Origin of the sequence: Parashewanella hymeniacidonis (assembly GCF_016900895.1) — a bacterium.
In the GTDB taxonomy this organism is placed as follows: domain Bacteria; phylum Pseudomonadota; class Gammaproteobacteria; order Enterobacterales; family Shewanellaceae; genus Parashewanella; species Parashewanella hymeniacidonis.
The window spans coordinates 1-13,088 of sequence record NZ_JAFEUN010000118.1 but is presented as its reverse complement, the minus strand read 5'-3'; the positions used below and the strand labels follow the sequence as shown (position 1 = coordinate 13,088).

Here is a 13,088-nt window from a genome sequence, read left to right as displayed (position 1 = left end):
ACACAAATATCTTTGCTGTCCCTTTGGGGTTTTTCCTGCTTTAGATATTGAAACACCATGGCAATGAGGACATTGAACATCTATAGAGTGACGCATGATATGCTCTAAAAGAAATGAAACTAGTGTGCAACCATCATAGATCAATTCACGCCATCAGCCCACTACCCGACACATCAACTATCAAACTGAGCAAGTGGTGAAATTGGTTGGCCATTATGGTTTTGCTACCGATATTGCTTTTGCTCAGGGCGAAACCATCAAGCAAATCGCCATGGGTGACAGTGATGCATGGTCAGTGACCACCGTCGACAATCATATTTTCATCAAGCCGAAAGCTAAAAACGCTGTGACCAATATGACGGTACTGACGGCTTACATTCAAGGTCGGCAACGAGTTTACAACTTTGAGCTATCTGCGCATTGGTCGCAACACGGCGCTCACCCTATTCCTAACGATATGATGTTTGCTGTGGATTTTCGCTATCCCGCTCAGCAAGAGCAAATCGAGTTTAAACAACAGCAACAACAATTACTCAAGCAACAACTCAGCAGCAACCAAGCGCCGAAAGTGATTAATCAGGCTTACTTTTATAAAGGTGATGACAGCATTGCACCAATTAAAGCCTTTGATGATGGCCGTTTCACCTATCTGACTTTCAACCGTAAACAAGACTTACCCGCCGTCTACATCGTCAACTCAACAATTAGCACTGCTGATAACAGCGAAAGCTTGGTGAACTCCAACGTTAATCCTCATTATCCCGACACCATTGTCATTGAGCGAGTGGTTAGGCAACTGGTTCTGCGCCAAGGCAACCGTGTGGCCTGCGTGTTTAATCAAAACTTTGCCAAAGAAAAACCCGCCGACTACCAAACCAGCAACATTCCTCATGTGGTGCGCCACTTAATTCAGCAAGGAGGAAAACATGACTAACACGCATTCTAACCGAACTGAATCTCCACCTGTTGAAACTCAGGCCGTACCTGAACTTACTGCGCATCAAGGCAGTGGATTTCAACTGTCTAAGCCGATAATGATACTGACCTGCCTAGTGGTGATATTACTTTTGGTGCTGGTCAATGGCGGCTTTAGTCACAGTAAAGCGCAGCAAGATCCAGCCAATAATAAAGAAATCGGTAATCATTTAGGTAACCCACCTGCTTTGCCTAAGCCTTCACCCAATAGAGATAAGCCAAACGACAAGCCTGATAAAAACAATGCGGGTTTATTGCATACGGGCTTAGCGGATTTGGCAACATCACCATCAAATCCGCAATACCTTTCTGTCAACCAAGGTAAGCAATGGACACCAGCGCAGCGAAAGCAGTTTGATGATTTGTTAGTGGTTAACCGTAATTCACAACTTAGCCGTCAAACAACCAGTGTGAGTCAATCTTCAGATAATTACACTGGTGAATCCCGACCGAACGCTTTAGCGACTCAGCTGCAAGCCACTAAAGTCAAAGGCAGCGTTGCCAGTCGCATTGTCGACACGAACCTGTTCATCACAAAAGGCGCCTTTCTTGATTGCATTTTAGAAACCGCCATTAGCTCTGATGTACCGGGCATGACTCGCTGTCAACTGAGCCGCGATATCTATTCCACCAATGGCAAAGTGCTGTTACTAGAAAAAGGCAGCCACATCGTCGGCCAGTATCAAAGTGGTTTACTACAAGGTGTGGCACGGATATTTGTGTTGTGGGATCGAATTGAAACCCCCAACGGCGTGATCATCGATTTAGATTCACCCGGCACCGATACTTTAGGGCGCAGCGGACATACCGGCTTTGTTGATGGTCACTTCAAACAACGATTTGGCAGTGCCATTTTGCTCAGTCTGATTGGTGATGCTGGAAATTATGCCGCTAACAAAGCTAACAGCGGTGACAAAAACCAAATTCAATTCGGCAACACCATCGGCGGTACCAAAGATCTAGCGTCCATCGCCTTGCAAGATTCGATTCGCATCAAGCCTACCCTACTCAAAAATCAAGGTGAGCACATCAATGTTTTTGTCGCCCGTGATCTGGATTTTAGGAGTGTCTATGACTTGCAATTTAGCCGTGAGTAACCCACCACTAACCGCAATAAAAGACTGCCGAGCCGTTGCCCTGCTTGAGCATCTTAAATTACTGACGCCGTGGCTAGTTCAAGATGGCGTGACCGAACTGGTGATCAATCAGCCGTGTCAGTTAATGACGGAAAATCATCAGGGCTGGCAACAAGCCACTGACAACAAAATCACATTAGAATACTGCCAACGCTTAGCAAAACTCATCGCCACCTATTCTGGTCAAAAGCTTGATACAAGCCATCCCATTCTTTCGGCCACTTTACCATCAGGCGAGCGAGTTCAAATTTGTATTCCACCTGTAACCTTAATCGGCCGTATCAGCTTTACCATTCGTAAACCGTCGACGGTTAACTTCACCTTGGACGACTATCAACATCAAGGTTATTTTCAACCATCAGATCCACAAATTGATAGAACGGTAGAAGATCAATTAGCGCAGCTGCACAGTAATAATGAGTTCCCCCAGTTCTTGACACTTGCCATCAAACACAGAAAAAACATCATTGTTTCTGGTGCGACTGGCTCAGGCAAAACCACCTTTTTTCGTTCGCTACTGAATTACGTACCGACTACTGAACGCCTCATCAGCATTGAAAATGTCGACGAGCTGCAACTGTATCGAACCCATCAAAACAGTGTAAGTTTGTTCTATTCAGCAGGCAACCAAGGCATTGCGCCCGTTAATCAAAAACAGCTTTTAGAATCCAGCTTGCGGATGAAACCAGACCGAGTGTTTGTCGCTGAGCTTATTCGTGGCGATGAAGCCTTTTATTTCATGCGTAATATCAACTCAGGCCACCCCGGCAGCATGACCACCATGCACGCTGGCAGCGCCAAACTTGCCCTTGAGCAATTGGTGTTGCTGATGAAAGAAAGTCAGGCAGGCGCTTCGTTATCCCGTGATGACATCAAACAGCTACTGAATCTTTGCGTCGATATCATCGTGCAACTGCAAGTGGTCAACGGTCGGCGCTTTGTGAGTGAGGTTTATTACAACGAAAGAGGTGACATTTGACTAATTTTGAGTGCTTTACCTACTTCGTCATTCCCGCATGTTGTAAGCGGGAATCTAGTGACTTTTATTTAAGAGTAAAAAGCCGCTGGATGCCCATTTTCATGGGCATGACGAGATAATTTTGAGGCTAACACTATGAACTCAAAACCACTGACCATCAAGCTTTATGTAACTATTGCAATCATCGGCTTATTACTCAGCCTTTGGCTCAGCGGCACCATTTATCTGTACTTTGCTCACCTTGATTATCACAACGCCACGCCATTAACTGTGTTTCGTTACGGCTACTTCTATGGTCACGATAAACCCACACAATTCTGGCTGGGCTTGTCATTATTACTGGGGTTTGTGCCCATTGGTTTACCTTTAATTCTAAAATTCAAACCGAAAAAACCTCCCTTATACGGTGAAGCAAAATTCGCTAGCCAGCAAAAAATCAAGCAAGCGGGATTATTGGGACAAACTGGCATCATCGTTGGTAAGCAACAAGGTTTACTGCAAAAGCAGTATCTACAATTTTCAGGACAACAGCATGTGTTGATGTCGGCACCCACTCGCAGCGGTAAAGGTGTTGGTGTTGTGGTGCCGAATTTACTCAGTTGGCAAGATTCCATCGTGGTGCTGGACATCAAACAAGAAAACTGGAACATCAGTGCCGGCTTTCGGAAGGCTCATGGTCAGCAATGTTTTCTTCTCAACCTTGCGCCACGAGACTACCAAAGTCATCGCTGGAACCCACTGCACTATATTTCTTCCGACCCAAGTTTTCGTATAAACGACATTCAGAAAATTGGGCAAATGCTATTCCCCAATATTGATAACGAATCACCTATTTGGCAAGCCTCTGCTCGCTCCTTATGGCTTGGACTTGTGCTGTTTTTACTAGAAACCCCACCCTTACCCGTCACTATGGGGGAAGTGCTTCGCCAACTCAATAAAGGTGATACATATCTGATAGCGCTAATCAATGAGCGTATGCAAAGTCCGCAGCCGTTATCAGGCCAATGCCATTCATCATTAAAAGACTATTTAGAAACACCAGAGCGCACAAGAGGGTCGATTCGTAAGAGTTTCACCTCAGCCCTAGAGCTGTTTTATAACCCTGTGATTGATGCAGTGACGGCTCATAATGATTTTGATTTACGTCAGCTACGTACACAAAAACTGTCCATTTATGTCGGCGTCACACCCGATGATTTACAACGCTTAGCACCGCTGATTAATTTGTTCTTCCAGCAACTGATAGACTTAAACACCCGTGAACTGCCTGAGCAGAATCCAAACCTTAAACACCAAGTTTTGTTGTTGATGGACGAGTTCGCTGCCATCGGCAAGGTCAATATTTTGAGCAAAGGGATCAGCTATGTCGCAGGTTATGGTTTACGACTGCTCACCATTATTCAATCACCATCACAGCTTCGAGAAATTTACGGCCATGACGGCGCTGAAACCCTAATTGAAAACCATGCTTTGCAAATCGTGTTTGCGCCTAAAAATCCAAAAGTTGCCCGTGAGATATCCGATATTCTAGGCACCAACACCATTAAGCAGCGCAGTCATGGCAGGCAACTGACAGGTAAAGGTGGTCGCAGTGAAAACACCAGTGATCACAGCCGTGCGTTAATGCTGCCGCAAGAGATCATGCGCCTTGGTCAGCAACAAGCGTTATTGCTGTTGGAGCACTGCCCGCCCGTTAAGTGCTGCAAAATTCGCTGGTATCAAGACAAAGCATTCAAACTTCGAGGAAATGGTCGTGAGCAGCAACAGTCGCCAGCACCGTCCATTCCCAAAGTCAGTGTGAAAAATTCAATTGCTGTGGCGAGTACACCAATCAAGCTGGTCAGTGATGATGCTGGCGAAACGGCTACACCCCAGCCATCGACTCAACCAAAGCCTCAAACAAAAGCTCAGCAACAGCCTAAATCCAAACCAGCTGAAAAACCTGTTAACCAAAATGCCATTGATGAATCTCAAATAGATGCTTATGTCGATGACTACCTGAAAACCTTGCCCGTGGAGAATACTGAATGAACGATAACACCACTCTTGAGCAACAAACCTATCTCGCCATTCCGTTCGAGCAAAAGGAGCAAGCCAAGGCTGCGGTTGGAAAATTGGCCGATGGCAGTAATGCACTGACTTACGATAAGCAGCAAGGCTTATGGTTTGCTAAAGCAGGTACAGTCGTTGCCAAAATCGAGCCTTGGCTGCCGAAACCTGAACAATTTGATACGCCCACGCATCAAGACCCCACCCTTGAGTTCGCCCAAATCTTGGAGGCATCGGGTTTTGTACTGCATGAAGCACCGATATTCGATGGCCAAAAACATCGGGTGGCGACTCAAGATGATAAGCGTGGCCAGAAAAGTGCAGTTTATTGTGCATACTCTGACGGACATCCAGCCGGTTGGTATCAAGACCATCGCACTCACAGCGAACCGAAAAAATGGGCGGCCAGTTTTACTCAAAGCGATCCGCAGGCAAAGCTGCACATTAAAGCGCATCAAATCAATCGCAAAATACAGCGAGGAATTGCAACAGCTAAACGTTATCAGCATTACGCCAATCGTTGCAGTCAAGCTTTTCAGCTGATGCCACCAGCAAACATCAACCATCCCTACTTGATGAAAAAAGATGTGCAGGTATTTCCTGATGTAATGCAAGACAAAAAAGGCCGTTTGGTGATCCCCTTAATGGATGAAAACCATAAAGTTCATTCCCTGCAGCGGATCAGCCCGAATGGTTTCAAATGTTTAAAGAAAGGCGCTCAAAAAACAGGACATTTTTTTGTTGTCGGCTACAAACCACTAAAAGATGGTGAGCCAATTTTATACGCCGAAGGCTATGCTACGGCGGCGAGTATCGCGCAAGCCACCAATCGCAGTGTGGTAATGACGGTAGACGCAGGTAATATGCCCAAAGTCGCAGAAAAACTCAAAGCTCGTTACCCCACCAGCCATCATCTGTTTCTGGCCGATGATGACCGCAACAATAAAGTGAATAAAGGCTTAGAAAAAGCTCAACAAGCCGCCAATATTACCCGTGGTTCTTGGCTCAGTCCGAACTTTATGCAAGAGCAAATCGAAGTGGGACTCACCGACTTTAACGACTTACATATGAGCAGCGGCCTTGGCGTTGTTCAGCGCCAAATCGAATATAAATTGCAAGCCTGTTGCCCGATGCAAGCCGAAAAGCCACGAGCGTTAGAATATAACTCGATTGCACCTGAAAGTGACAACAAGCTAGATTTCACAAAAGCAAAAGCGGCCAATCAGCAGCTCACTGAGCAATTAAGGCCGCTTAGCAAACTAATTGATAACGGCAATACAGATGTTAAAGCCGCAGTTATTGATAAGGCTGAAAAATCAAAACCAGCATCAATCCCTGAAAAAATCAATCAGCATTACCTTGCCGTTGAAAACAAATACTACTTCAGTAACCGCCCGAACTATCTAGCTTTTATTGATAAAGGCAACAAGCTACAAACCAAGCTCAGCCATGCGCAGGTTATCGGTGATTTACTGAGTATTGCTAAACAACGCAACTGGCAAACGATTCGCTTGTCAGGGACTAAAACCTTTAAACTACAAGCATGGCTTAAAGCATCACTTCAAGATATGAAAGTACATGGCTATCGTCCCAGTCAGGAAGATATTAAGCAATTCAATGCACTGAAAGCAAAGCAGCAACCTCAAGCTAAAAAAGAAACAGAGTCGGTCGCACCAAATAAGCCAACACCGATTAATCAAATTGAATCAGTGATTACTAGCAACACATCAACATTAGACAAAAACTCTACTCTGCAATCTGCGCAAGAGTTTTGTAAAGCCCTTCCAGCTGAAGCTCAACAACGCTTTTTAGACAAAGTAAAAACCAAACTGGAAAATTTTTTTAAACCCAATAACAAGAGCGTGAAACAAGTCAGCTCACCAAACTCTAGCCAAGATTCTATTTATCACATTAAGGAACCACAACATGAACAATCACTTGAACACTAATTCACACCAAGAACCGCAAGCCTTCACAACGGAGTTAGACGAAAAGCTGTTTCAGCTAAATATTCCCGGCTCAGTCATAGAAGTCACCGCAACCGAAGCGGATGAACTTGGCGCTTTTGAAGAAGATGCCCTCAGCGAAGAGGAAGCATTTGCAGCAACTGAGCTATCCGCTGAAGATAAGGAGGATTAGCCTATGCCAGTAACCAAACAAGCACAAAAGCTACCCTACCACGAACAAATCGCCAACAAACTCATAGAGCAACTCAAAGCTGGCACTGCTCCGTGGCAAAAGCCTTGGAAAGCTGGACAGCCTCGAATGCCGCATAATCCAATCAGCGGTACTCGTTACAAAGGCTCCAACGCCATTTGGTTAGCGATGCAATGTCGTGACGATCCAAGATGGATGACCTACAAACAAGCCAAAGGCATTGATGCCCAAGTTCGTAAAGGCCAACACGGCACGATTGTTCAATATTGGAAGTTGTTTGATCAAGTTGATAAAACCGACAGTAACGGAAATAAAATCTTAGGCGCTGACGGTAAACCGATTAAGGTTAATGTAAAACTCGATAAGCCAAGAGTATTCAGTTCAGTAGTTTTTAACGCTGAGCAAATAGAAGGTTTACCCGAACTCAAAGTAAAAACACTCCCAGAATGGCAACGCCATGAACGGGCTGAGAAAATACTGCAAAACTCTGATGTACCAATTAAGCATGACCAATACGATAATGCATACTACAGCCCTGCAACCGACAGCATACATTTACCTGCTAGAAACCAGTTTAAAAGCCATGATAATTTTTATGCGACAGCCCTACATGAGCTTTGCCATTCATCAGGGCATTCCAGCAGGCTCAACAGAGATATGACAGGCCGCTTCGGTGATGAATCTTACGCCAAAGAAGAACTCAGAGCAGAAATCGGCTCTCTGATGTTGGGCGATGAGTTACAAATCGGCCACAAGTTTGGCCAACATGCCGCCTACGTCGACCATTGGGTTAAAGTACTGCAAGATGATCCCAAAGAGATTTTACGGGCGTCGAGGGATGCTGAGAAAATTCAGAAATTTGTAATTAGCCGTGAACATTTTAGAAGTAATGATATTACAATGGAAAATAGAGGTAATAATCAGCTAATAACAGAACTCAATAGAGAAAATTTTGAACATTATCTCTAATACCAAAAGAATTTAACATTCCAACTGATTATAAATATTGATAAAATACCAAAAGAATTTAACATTCCAACTGATTATAAATATTGATAAAATACTCATTAAATAAACCGTCTAGCTACTAAAATTCAATAGCCGCCTAGGGTTTAGCATTCTCTTCAATAGCTTTATCAGTATAAAGGAAGTCAAGCTTTATGGATAACCAGCAAAAACATATTTTCAAAATCTCATACGACACTAAAGAAACTAAAAACCACACTATTGATGCTGAAAAATTGGGAGAAGCTATCGTTAGTATGTCCAAGGCATTAAAAAATGCCAATAAAGTTGTCAATGGTGAAGAATCCGAGTTAAGTCTAGAGGTAAAAGCTCAGGAAAAAGGCTCTTTTGTTGTTGAGTTTATTTCCTATCTTAATAATGCTGGTGTTAATCCTCTGTCTGTTATTGGCTTCGTTGGCGCAACAGGAACAGCTAGCACCGTTTTGGGGGCTATAAAACAACTAAAATCAAGACGCATTAAATTAATTGAAACTAAAAACAAAAATATTTCAACTCTAACTTTAAGTGATGATACAACCGTCGACTTACCTAAAGATGTAGCAGAGCTAGTTGCAATTAAAGATTTCAGAGACAACATTGACAAAGTAATCAAAGCACCAATTGAAGATGTAGAAGATGCTAAATTTATAATCAAAGACCAAAATGATGATGAAATTTATGAAGTAACAGAGGAAGAAGCAAAAGACTATAAAAAAATGGCTCAGAGTGTTATTGAAGAAATAACAGAGACTGAAGAAAGAAAAGAAATATATTTTACAAAAGTGAATTTCGAAGGAGCTAGTGGTTGGCAAATTAGGTTGCCTGACGATTCATTGAAAGCGATATCTATGAAAGATGAAGCCTTTCTAGAGCGAGTAAACAAAAATAAAGAAGAATTCTCGAAAACAGCACTATTTTCTGTAAAAATAAAAACGATAAAAAAACATCGCCACGGAACAACACCAACTTATAAATTGGAGTTATTAGAAGTTATCCGTAAAAGAGGCGAATAATTAGATTTCAATCAAATGAGGATATTCAATGACAGAGCTGGAAGCTTGGACTCAAATAGTCATAATGCTGTCTGCACTGTTATCTCTACCTTTTGTTTGTCGTATTGGCTATGCCATCGGTAAGCTTTTTATCATTAAGTTCATACCGTTAAAGCGCATTACAATTGAAATTAAGCGCACTGATGGAACTATAGAAATTGTTAAGGTTAACGCATCTGATAATAAAGCATTAGTTAATGCACTCTTACATTCAACTGGTAGGGTGCTTAAATAATGGAAAAGAAGAACACTAAAAAAACTACCTTATCGGCAGCTGCATTTACTGGAGCGATTATAGGTATACTACAGCTAGATATTTTTAAGCTTAGTAAAGATGTTATTCATATTTGCACTTCTTTATTACCATTTGTAATTGCAGGTTTATCAATTTCTATTGACTGGCTTTTTGCAAATTGGAGGGTGAGATCAGCAACTGCAATAAGAACAGAAAAAGTTATTGATGAAAATATAAAATTTCTTCAAAAACAAATAGAAGTTGAGACAAAAGCAGGTAGGGATGTCAGCGACATTCAAGAAGATTTAACAAAGACTATCTTAGCAAGATCTAAGCTTTTTAAAGATGAGTTAAAAAAGATATAAATACATATAACTCATTTAAATATCTGGCTTTGCTTTTCATCAAGGCAGAGTTTAATGCTTGTTAATTTTGAGATAGTTTTCAATCTAGGCGTAGCTTCAGCAGTTATGCCTTGCCTTTCCAACTCACAAGCAAATTGCTCACGCCAGATTTGTGGCAAGCCTTTTCTTACGTGCAATCGTTTACCATCAAATCCTAAATTCTTAACAGTCAAATGAACATGCGGACTATCAGTATCAGTATGAAGTGCAAACACATATTGGTAATTTTCAGCAAAAGCAGTTTTAGCGAAGGCTCGAACGGCTTGTTTTACGGCTTTCGGCTCAGTGCCAAATGGCATGGATAAGACAAGGTGTGTGCTGTGGCGAGTTCGTTTGCGTTGTTGAAAGTCTGATTCGTTCCAGTCTTTGGCTAGTTGATGGATTGTTTGTTGTTCTTGGTAAACCAGCCCTGTTTCATCTTCTAGTTCGAGTTTTCCGTTGCGGCTGATGTAGTCGAAATGGTTGGCTGTATGAGCGTTGTTGTAACCAAAACCACTGACTTTGACCATGACTTCTGGCGCTCGTTTAATATAGCGATTGTTATTTTTAACTCGGTTAGATTTTGTTCTGACATCACCGTTAAGTAAGCCAGAGATTGAGTCGTTTAATAGCTTGGTCATGATTACTAGCCAATAGCGAAAAGGCGCTGGATACCAGTCTTCACTGGTATGACGGGCAGAGAGTTATTCATCATTTTGTTCTAGCTCCCAGCGCTTGCAGATTTTATTGATGAGATCATTTACCATGGCTTTGTGCTTTTCAAACTTAGCATCGAGTACTTGTATCATTTCTCTAGTGAATTTGTCGCTGTAGCGATAATCGATATTGAGCACACGGGCGATTTGGTTGAGGTTACGGCCAACAGCTGCGAGTTGACGGTTAGATTCTCTGAGTGCTTTTATCTCACCTTCGGTTAATACTGGTGTGCGAGTTAGATTTGCCATCACACAAGCTGTTGCCCAGCTGGTTCGGTAAAGGTAGCCTTCCTCTACTGCTTGAGTGGTGAGTTTTTGCATTTCATGTTCAGAAAGTCGAATGGTGATTTTGTTGCTTTTAGCTTCATGGAATTCATCGTTACTGGCAATATCTTGCAGAACTTGGTTCATCATAAAACGCATCATGGCAGATTCCGTCATTCCGTTAGCCTGACAAAACTGTTGCCACTTTTGTTTGTCTTCTTCACTGAGCTGCGTCTTTACCGTTTGTTTAACCATAAACCTTATTTTGATTGGTATTTACACGATAAATTCGTTATTTCACGTTTTCATTAAGATAACTAGGGGTTGAGAAGTTATGTCGTAAATATATTTTGAAATTGACACTATTGGTACCATCGGCTGGCAACTTTGGGTCTATTCGCTGGCAAATGTGGGTCGATTTGCTGGCAAGTTGCGAATCCTGCATTAGTAAATTAAGTGCTGTTTTTAGATTTTAGCGGTGGTTTTGTTTTCTTGGGTTTTAAGAGAGGAAATACACCAAAAAGGATTATCTACCCTCAGATAATCCTTTTTAACACCAATCTGTTTTTATCAGTGCTTATGCAAAACAAAGGTCACGTCTTCACTGTGACCTTGCGGATAAATCAATTTCACAATTTTATATCGGCTTTGTGTTTTTCCTGATAGATGCACTTCGAATGACTCAGTTTCATCTTGAGGGAAAACACTTGTGCGATACAACTCAACCGCCAGCTTTGATGGAATTTTTAACTGTATTAAATCATCATATATCTGGTAATTTATCCTTGATTTCGGATAAACCAAGTACGAGACAGTTCCTTGTCCTTGAGAATATGGTTCTAACTTCATTCTTACTTCATGAAGTTTACTTCCATTTATCGTTAATCCTTTCACTTCCTACTCCTCATCTTCCCAATCTGGATATTGCTCTGGCTTCTCACCGACAATTTTAATGATATTTGGGTAACTCATGCCCTTCTCTGCGGCTTTAGCTTTATGACGGGTTCTTTTTACTTTAAAGACCCAGCTGTCTCCAAAATCAAAAAAGTAAAAAAGGCTTTCTTTGGGTTCTAATGGAAATACATCAAGCAGCTTTGTCTCATCAATGCTCATGACATTATCATGGAAGGAAAACTCTTCATCACAGTAAACAACATTTCGTTTACCGTATGGGTTTCTTGCGGTAAAAAATTCATACATGTGGTCATTATCAAACTCGATTATTTTCTGAATATGCAAATGCAGTTCATCCAGCGTTATCGACTCATAGATTTCAAAAACACATTTAAATTCGTCATCAAAAAACGGATTTGCAAGACATTCTAATTCAAGGGTAATGACCACAATGTCACCTCATATTCATCTAGATTAGTGATTTTCATAATGATAACGGTTATTAAGTCTCAGACCATAAGTTTCAGTAAATATTTTTAGAACCCTACTCTGCATTCGTAACTGATATCACCGTTAATATCAAAGCTTTGATATTAACCAAACCTGAACTTTCACTTAACGACACGGATAAAAACTACGGTTTACCTTGAGCTACTCATTTGAAATTGTTTAATTATTTAATAATCTTTTTAATTCTTTCGTGAAGTTAAAACCTATGGTCGAAGATAACCAGTTGTTTGTGCCAACCCTAAACCAACAAGGCTATGCCACTGTTACAATTGATCCATTCTCAAAAAAATTCACTGAATATGCTGATGGCACATTTTTAGAAATTGGAGCAGCTTTTGGATACACCACACTTAAAGCGTTAGAAAATGGTGCGACTGTTATTGCTAATGATATGGACGACAGACACCTAAAAGCTCTATCTGAAACAGCTAAAGAAAAAGGCCTAAGCAAATTACAAACGATTACAGCTCAGTTTCCTATTGGGCTTGATTTCGACGCTAAATCATTCAGAAAAATTTTAATCTGCCGCGTCCTTCACTTCTTCAGTGGTGAGGACATGAAACAAGCACTTAAAAAAGCACATAACTGGCTAGAGGTTGGAGGTGAATTGTATGTGGTATGTGAAACAACCTTCTTAACAAACTGGCAGAAGTTTATCCCTGAATACGAGAACCGAAAAAGAGCAGGCGAACCATTCCCCGGTGAAATTAACAATCCTAAATTTTGGGAAAAT

Annotated in this window: 16 protein-coding genes; 11 read left to right on the top strand and 5 right to left on the bottom strand. The window is 41.7% G+C overall.

Going from position 1 to position 13,088, the window contains the following annotated elements:
- A partial coding sequence (locus tag JQC92_RS23290; RefSeq protein ID WP_205001004.1) for an IS1/IS1595 family N-terminal zinc-binding domain-containing protein occupies nt 1–96 on the bottom strand: 96 nt, incomplete at its 3' end.
- Between the two features lie 43 nt (nt 97–139).
- Here JQC92_RS23290 and JQC92_RS18330 point away from each other — a divergent pair.
- The 10 genes from JQC92_RS18330 to JQC92_RS18285 all read left to right on the top strand — a co-directional run bounded on the left by JQC92_RS18330 (nt 140) and on the right by JQC92_RS18285 (nt 9,953).
- A complete protein-coding gene (locus JQC92_RS18330) occupies nt 140–934 on the top strand; it encodes a TrbG/VirB9 family P-type conjugative transfer protein (RefSeq protein ID WP_338049530.1) in 795 nt (264 codons plus the stop codon).
- On the top strand, nt 927–2,072 hold the full coding sequence (virB10, locus tag JQC92_RS18325) for a type IV secretion system protein VirB10 (RefSeq protein WP_205001001.1): 1,146 nt from the start codon (nt 927–929) through the stop codon (nt 2,070–2,072). The genes JQC92_RS18330 and virB10 overlap by 8 nt, the downstream gene beginning before the upstream one ends.
- The gene (virB11, locus tag JQC92_RS18320; protein WP_239480633.1) at nt 2,047–3,090 is read left to right on the top strand and encodes a P-type DNA transfer ATPase VirB11; all 1,044 of its coding nucleotides are present in this window, start codon (nt 2,047–2,049) and stop codon (nt 3,088–3,090) included. The genes virB10 and virB11 overlap by 26 nt, the downstream gene beginning before the upstream one ends.
- 135 nt (nt 3,091–3,225) lie before the next feature.
- Nucleotides 3,226–5,121: a type IV secretory system conjugative DNA transfer family protein gene (locus JQC92_RS18315; protein WP_205001000.1), complete on the top strand. Its 1,896-nt coding sequence runs from the start codon at nt 3,226–3,228 to the stop codon at nt 5,119–5,121.
- Nucleotides 5,118–7,088: an LPD7 domain-containing protein gene (locus JQC92_RS18310; protein ID WP_205000999.1), complete on the top strand. Its 1,971-nt coding sequence runs from the start codon at nt 5,118–5,120 to the stop codon at nt 7,086–7,088. Before JQC92_RS18315 ends, JQC92_RS18310 begins: the two co-directional genes overlap by 4 nt.
- Nucleotides 7,066–7,278: a hypothetical protein gene (locus JQC92_RS18305; RefSeq protein WP_205000997.1), complete on the top strand. Its 213-nt coding sequence runs from the start codon at nt 7,066–7,068 to the stop codon at nt 7,276–7,278. The genes JQC92_RS18310 and JQC92_RS18305 overlap by 23 nt, the downstream gene beginning before the upstream one ends.
- A gap of 3 nt (nt 7,279–7,281) precedes the next feature.
- Nucleotides 7,282–8,265 (top strand): ArdC family protein, encoded by a 984-nt coding sequence (locus JQC92_RS18300; RefSeq protein WP_205000996.1) that lies wholly within the window; start codon nt 7,282–7,284, stop codon nt 8,263–8,265.
- Between the two features lie 191 nt (nt 8,266–8,456).
- Entirely contained in the window at nt 8,457–9,314 is an 858-nt protein-coding gene (locus tag JQC92_RS18295) for an LAPAL motif-containing putative phage structural protein (protein ID WP_205000995.1), read from the top strand.
- A 28-nt stretch (nt 9,315–9,342) separates the two neighbouring features.
- Nucleotides 9,343–9,588: a hypothetical protein gene (locus JQC92_RS18290; RefSeq protein WP_205000994.1), complete on the top strand. Its 246-nt coding sequence runs from the start codon at nt 9,343–9,345 to the stop codon at nt 9,586–9,588.
- Nucleotides 9,588–9,953 carry a hypothetical protein gene (locus JQC92_RS18285; RefSeq protein ID WP_205000993.1) on the top strand — a complete coding sequence of 122 codons (366 nt, stop codon included), beginning with the start codon at nt 9,588–9,590 and terminating at the stop codon, nt 9,951–9,953. Before JQC92_RS18290 ends, JQC92_RS18285 begins: the two co-directional genes overlap by 1 nt.
- Nucleotides 9,954–9,964: 11 nt before the next feature.
- Here JQC92_RS18285 and JQC92_RS18280 read toward each other — a convergent pair whose 3' ends face one another.
- The 4 genes from JQC92_RS18280 to JQC92_RS18265 all read right to left on the bottom strand — a co-directional run bounded on the left by JQC92_RS18280 (nt 9,965) and on the right by JQC92_RS18265 (nt 12,295).
- Nucleotides 9,965–10,612, bottom strand: a complete 648-nt coding sequence (locus tag JQC92_RS18280; protein WP_205000992.1) for a relaxase/mobilization nuclease domain-containing protein — start codon at nt 10,610–10,612, stop codon at nt 9,965–9,967.
- Nucleotides 10,613–10,675: 63 nt separating this feature from the next.
- Nucleotides 10,676–11,206 carry a plasmid mobilization relaxosome protein MobC gene (gene mobC / locus JQC92_RS18275; protein WP_205000989.1) on the bottom strand — a complete coding sequence of 177 codons (531 nt, stop codon included), beginning with the start codon at nt 11,204–11,206 and terminating at the stop codon, nt 10,676–10,678.
- A 315-nt stretch (nt 11,207–11,521) separates the two neighbouring features.
- Complete coding sequence (locus JQC92_RS18270; RefSeq protein ID WP_205000987.1) at nt 11,522–11,845, bottom strand: hypothetical protein; 324 nt, start codon at nt 11,843–11,845, stop codon at nt 11,522–11,524.
- Between the two features lie 3 nt (nt 11,846–11,848).
- Nucleotides 11,849–12,295, bottom strand: coding sequence for an IS1096 element passenger TnpR family protein (locus JQC92_RS18265; protein WP_205000986.1), 447 nt, complete (start codon nt 12,293–12,295; stop codon nt 11,849–11,851).
- 265 nt (nt 12,296–12,560) lie between these two features.
- Between JQC92_RS18265 and JQC92_RS18260 the strand changes: the two genes are divergently transcribed.
- Nucleotides 12,561–13,088: class I SAM-dependent methyltransferase (locus tag JQC92_RS18260; RefSeq protein WP_205000985.1), on the top strand; the 528-nt coding region annotated here is incomplete at its 3' end.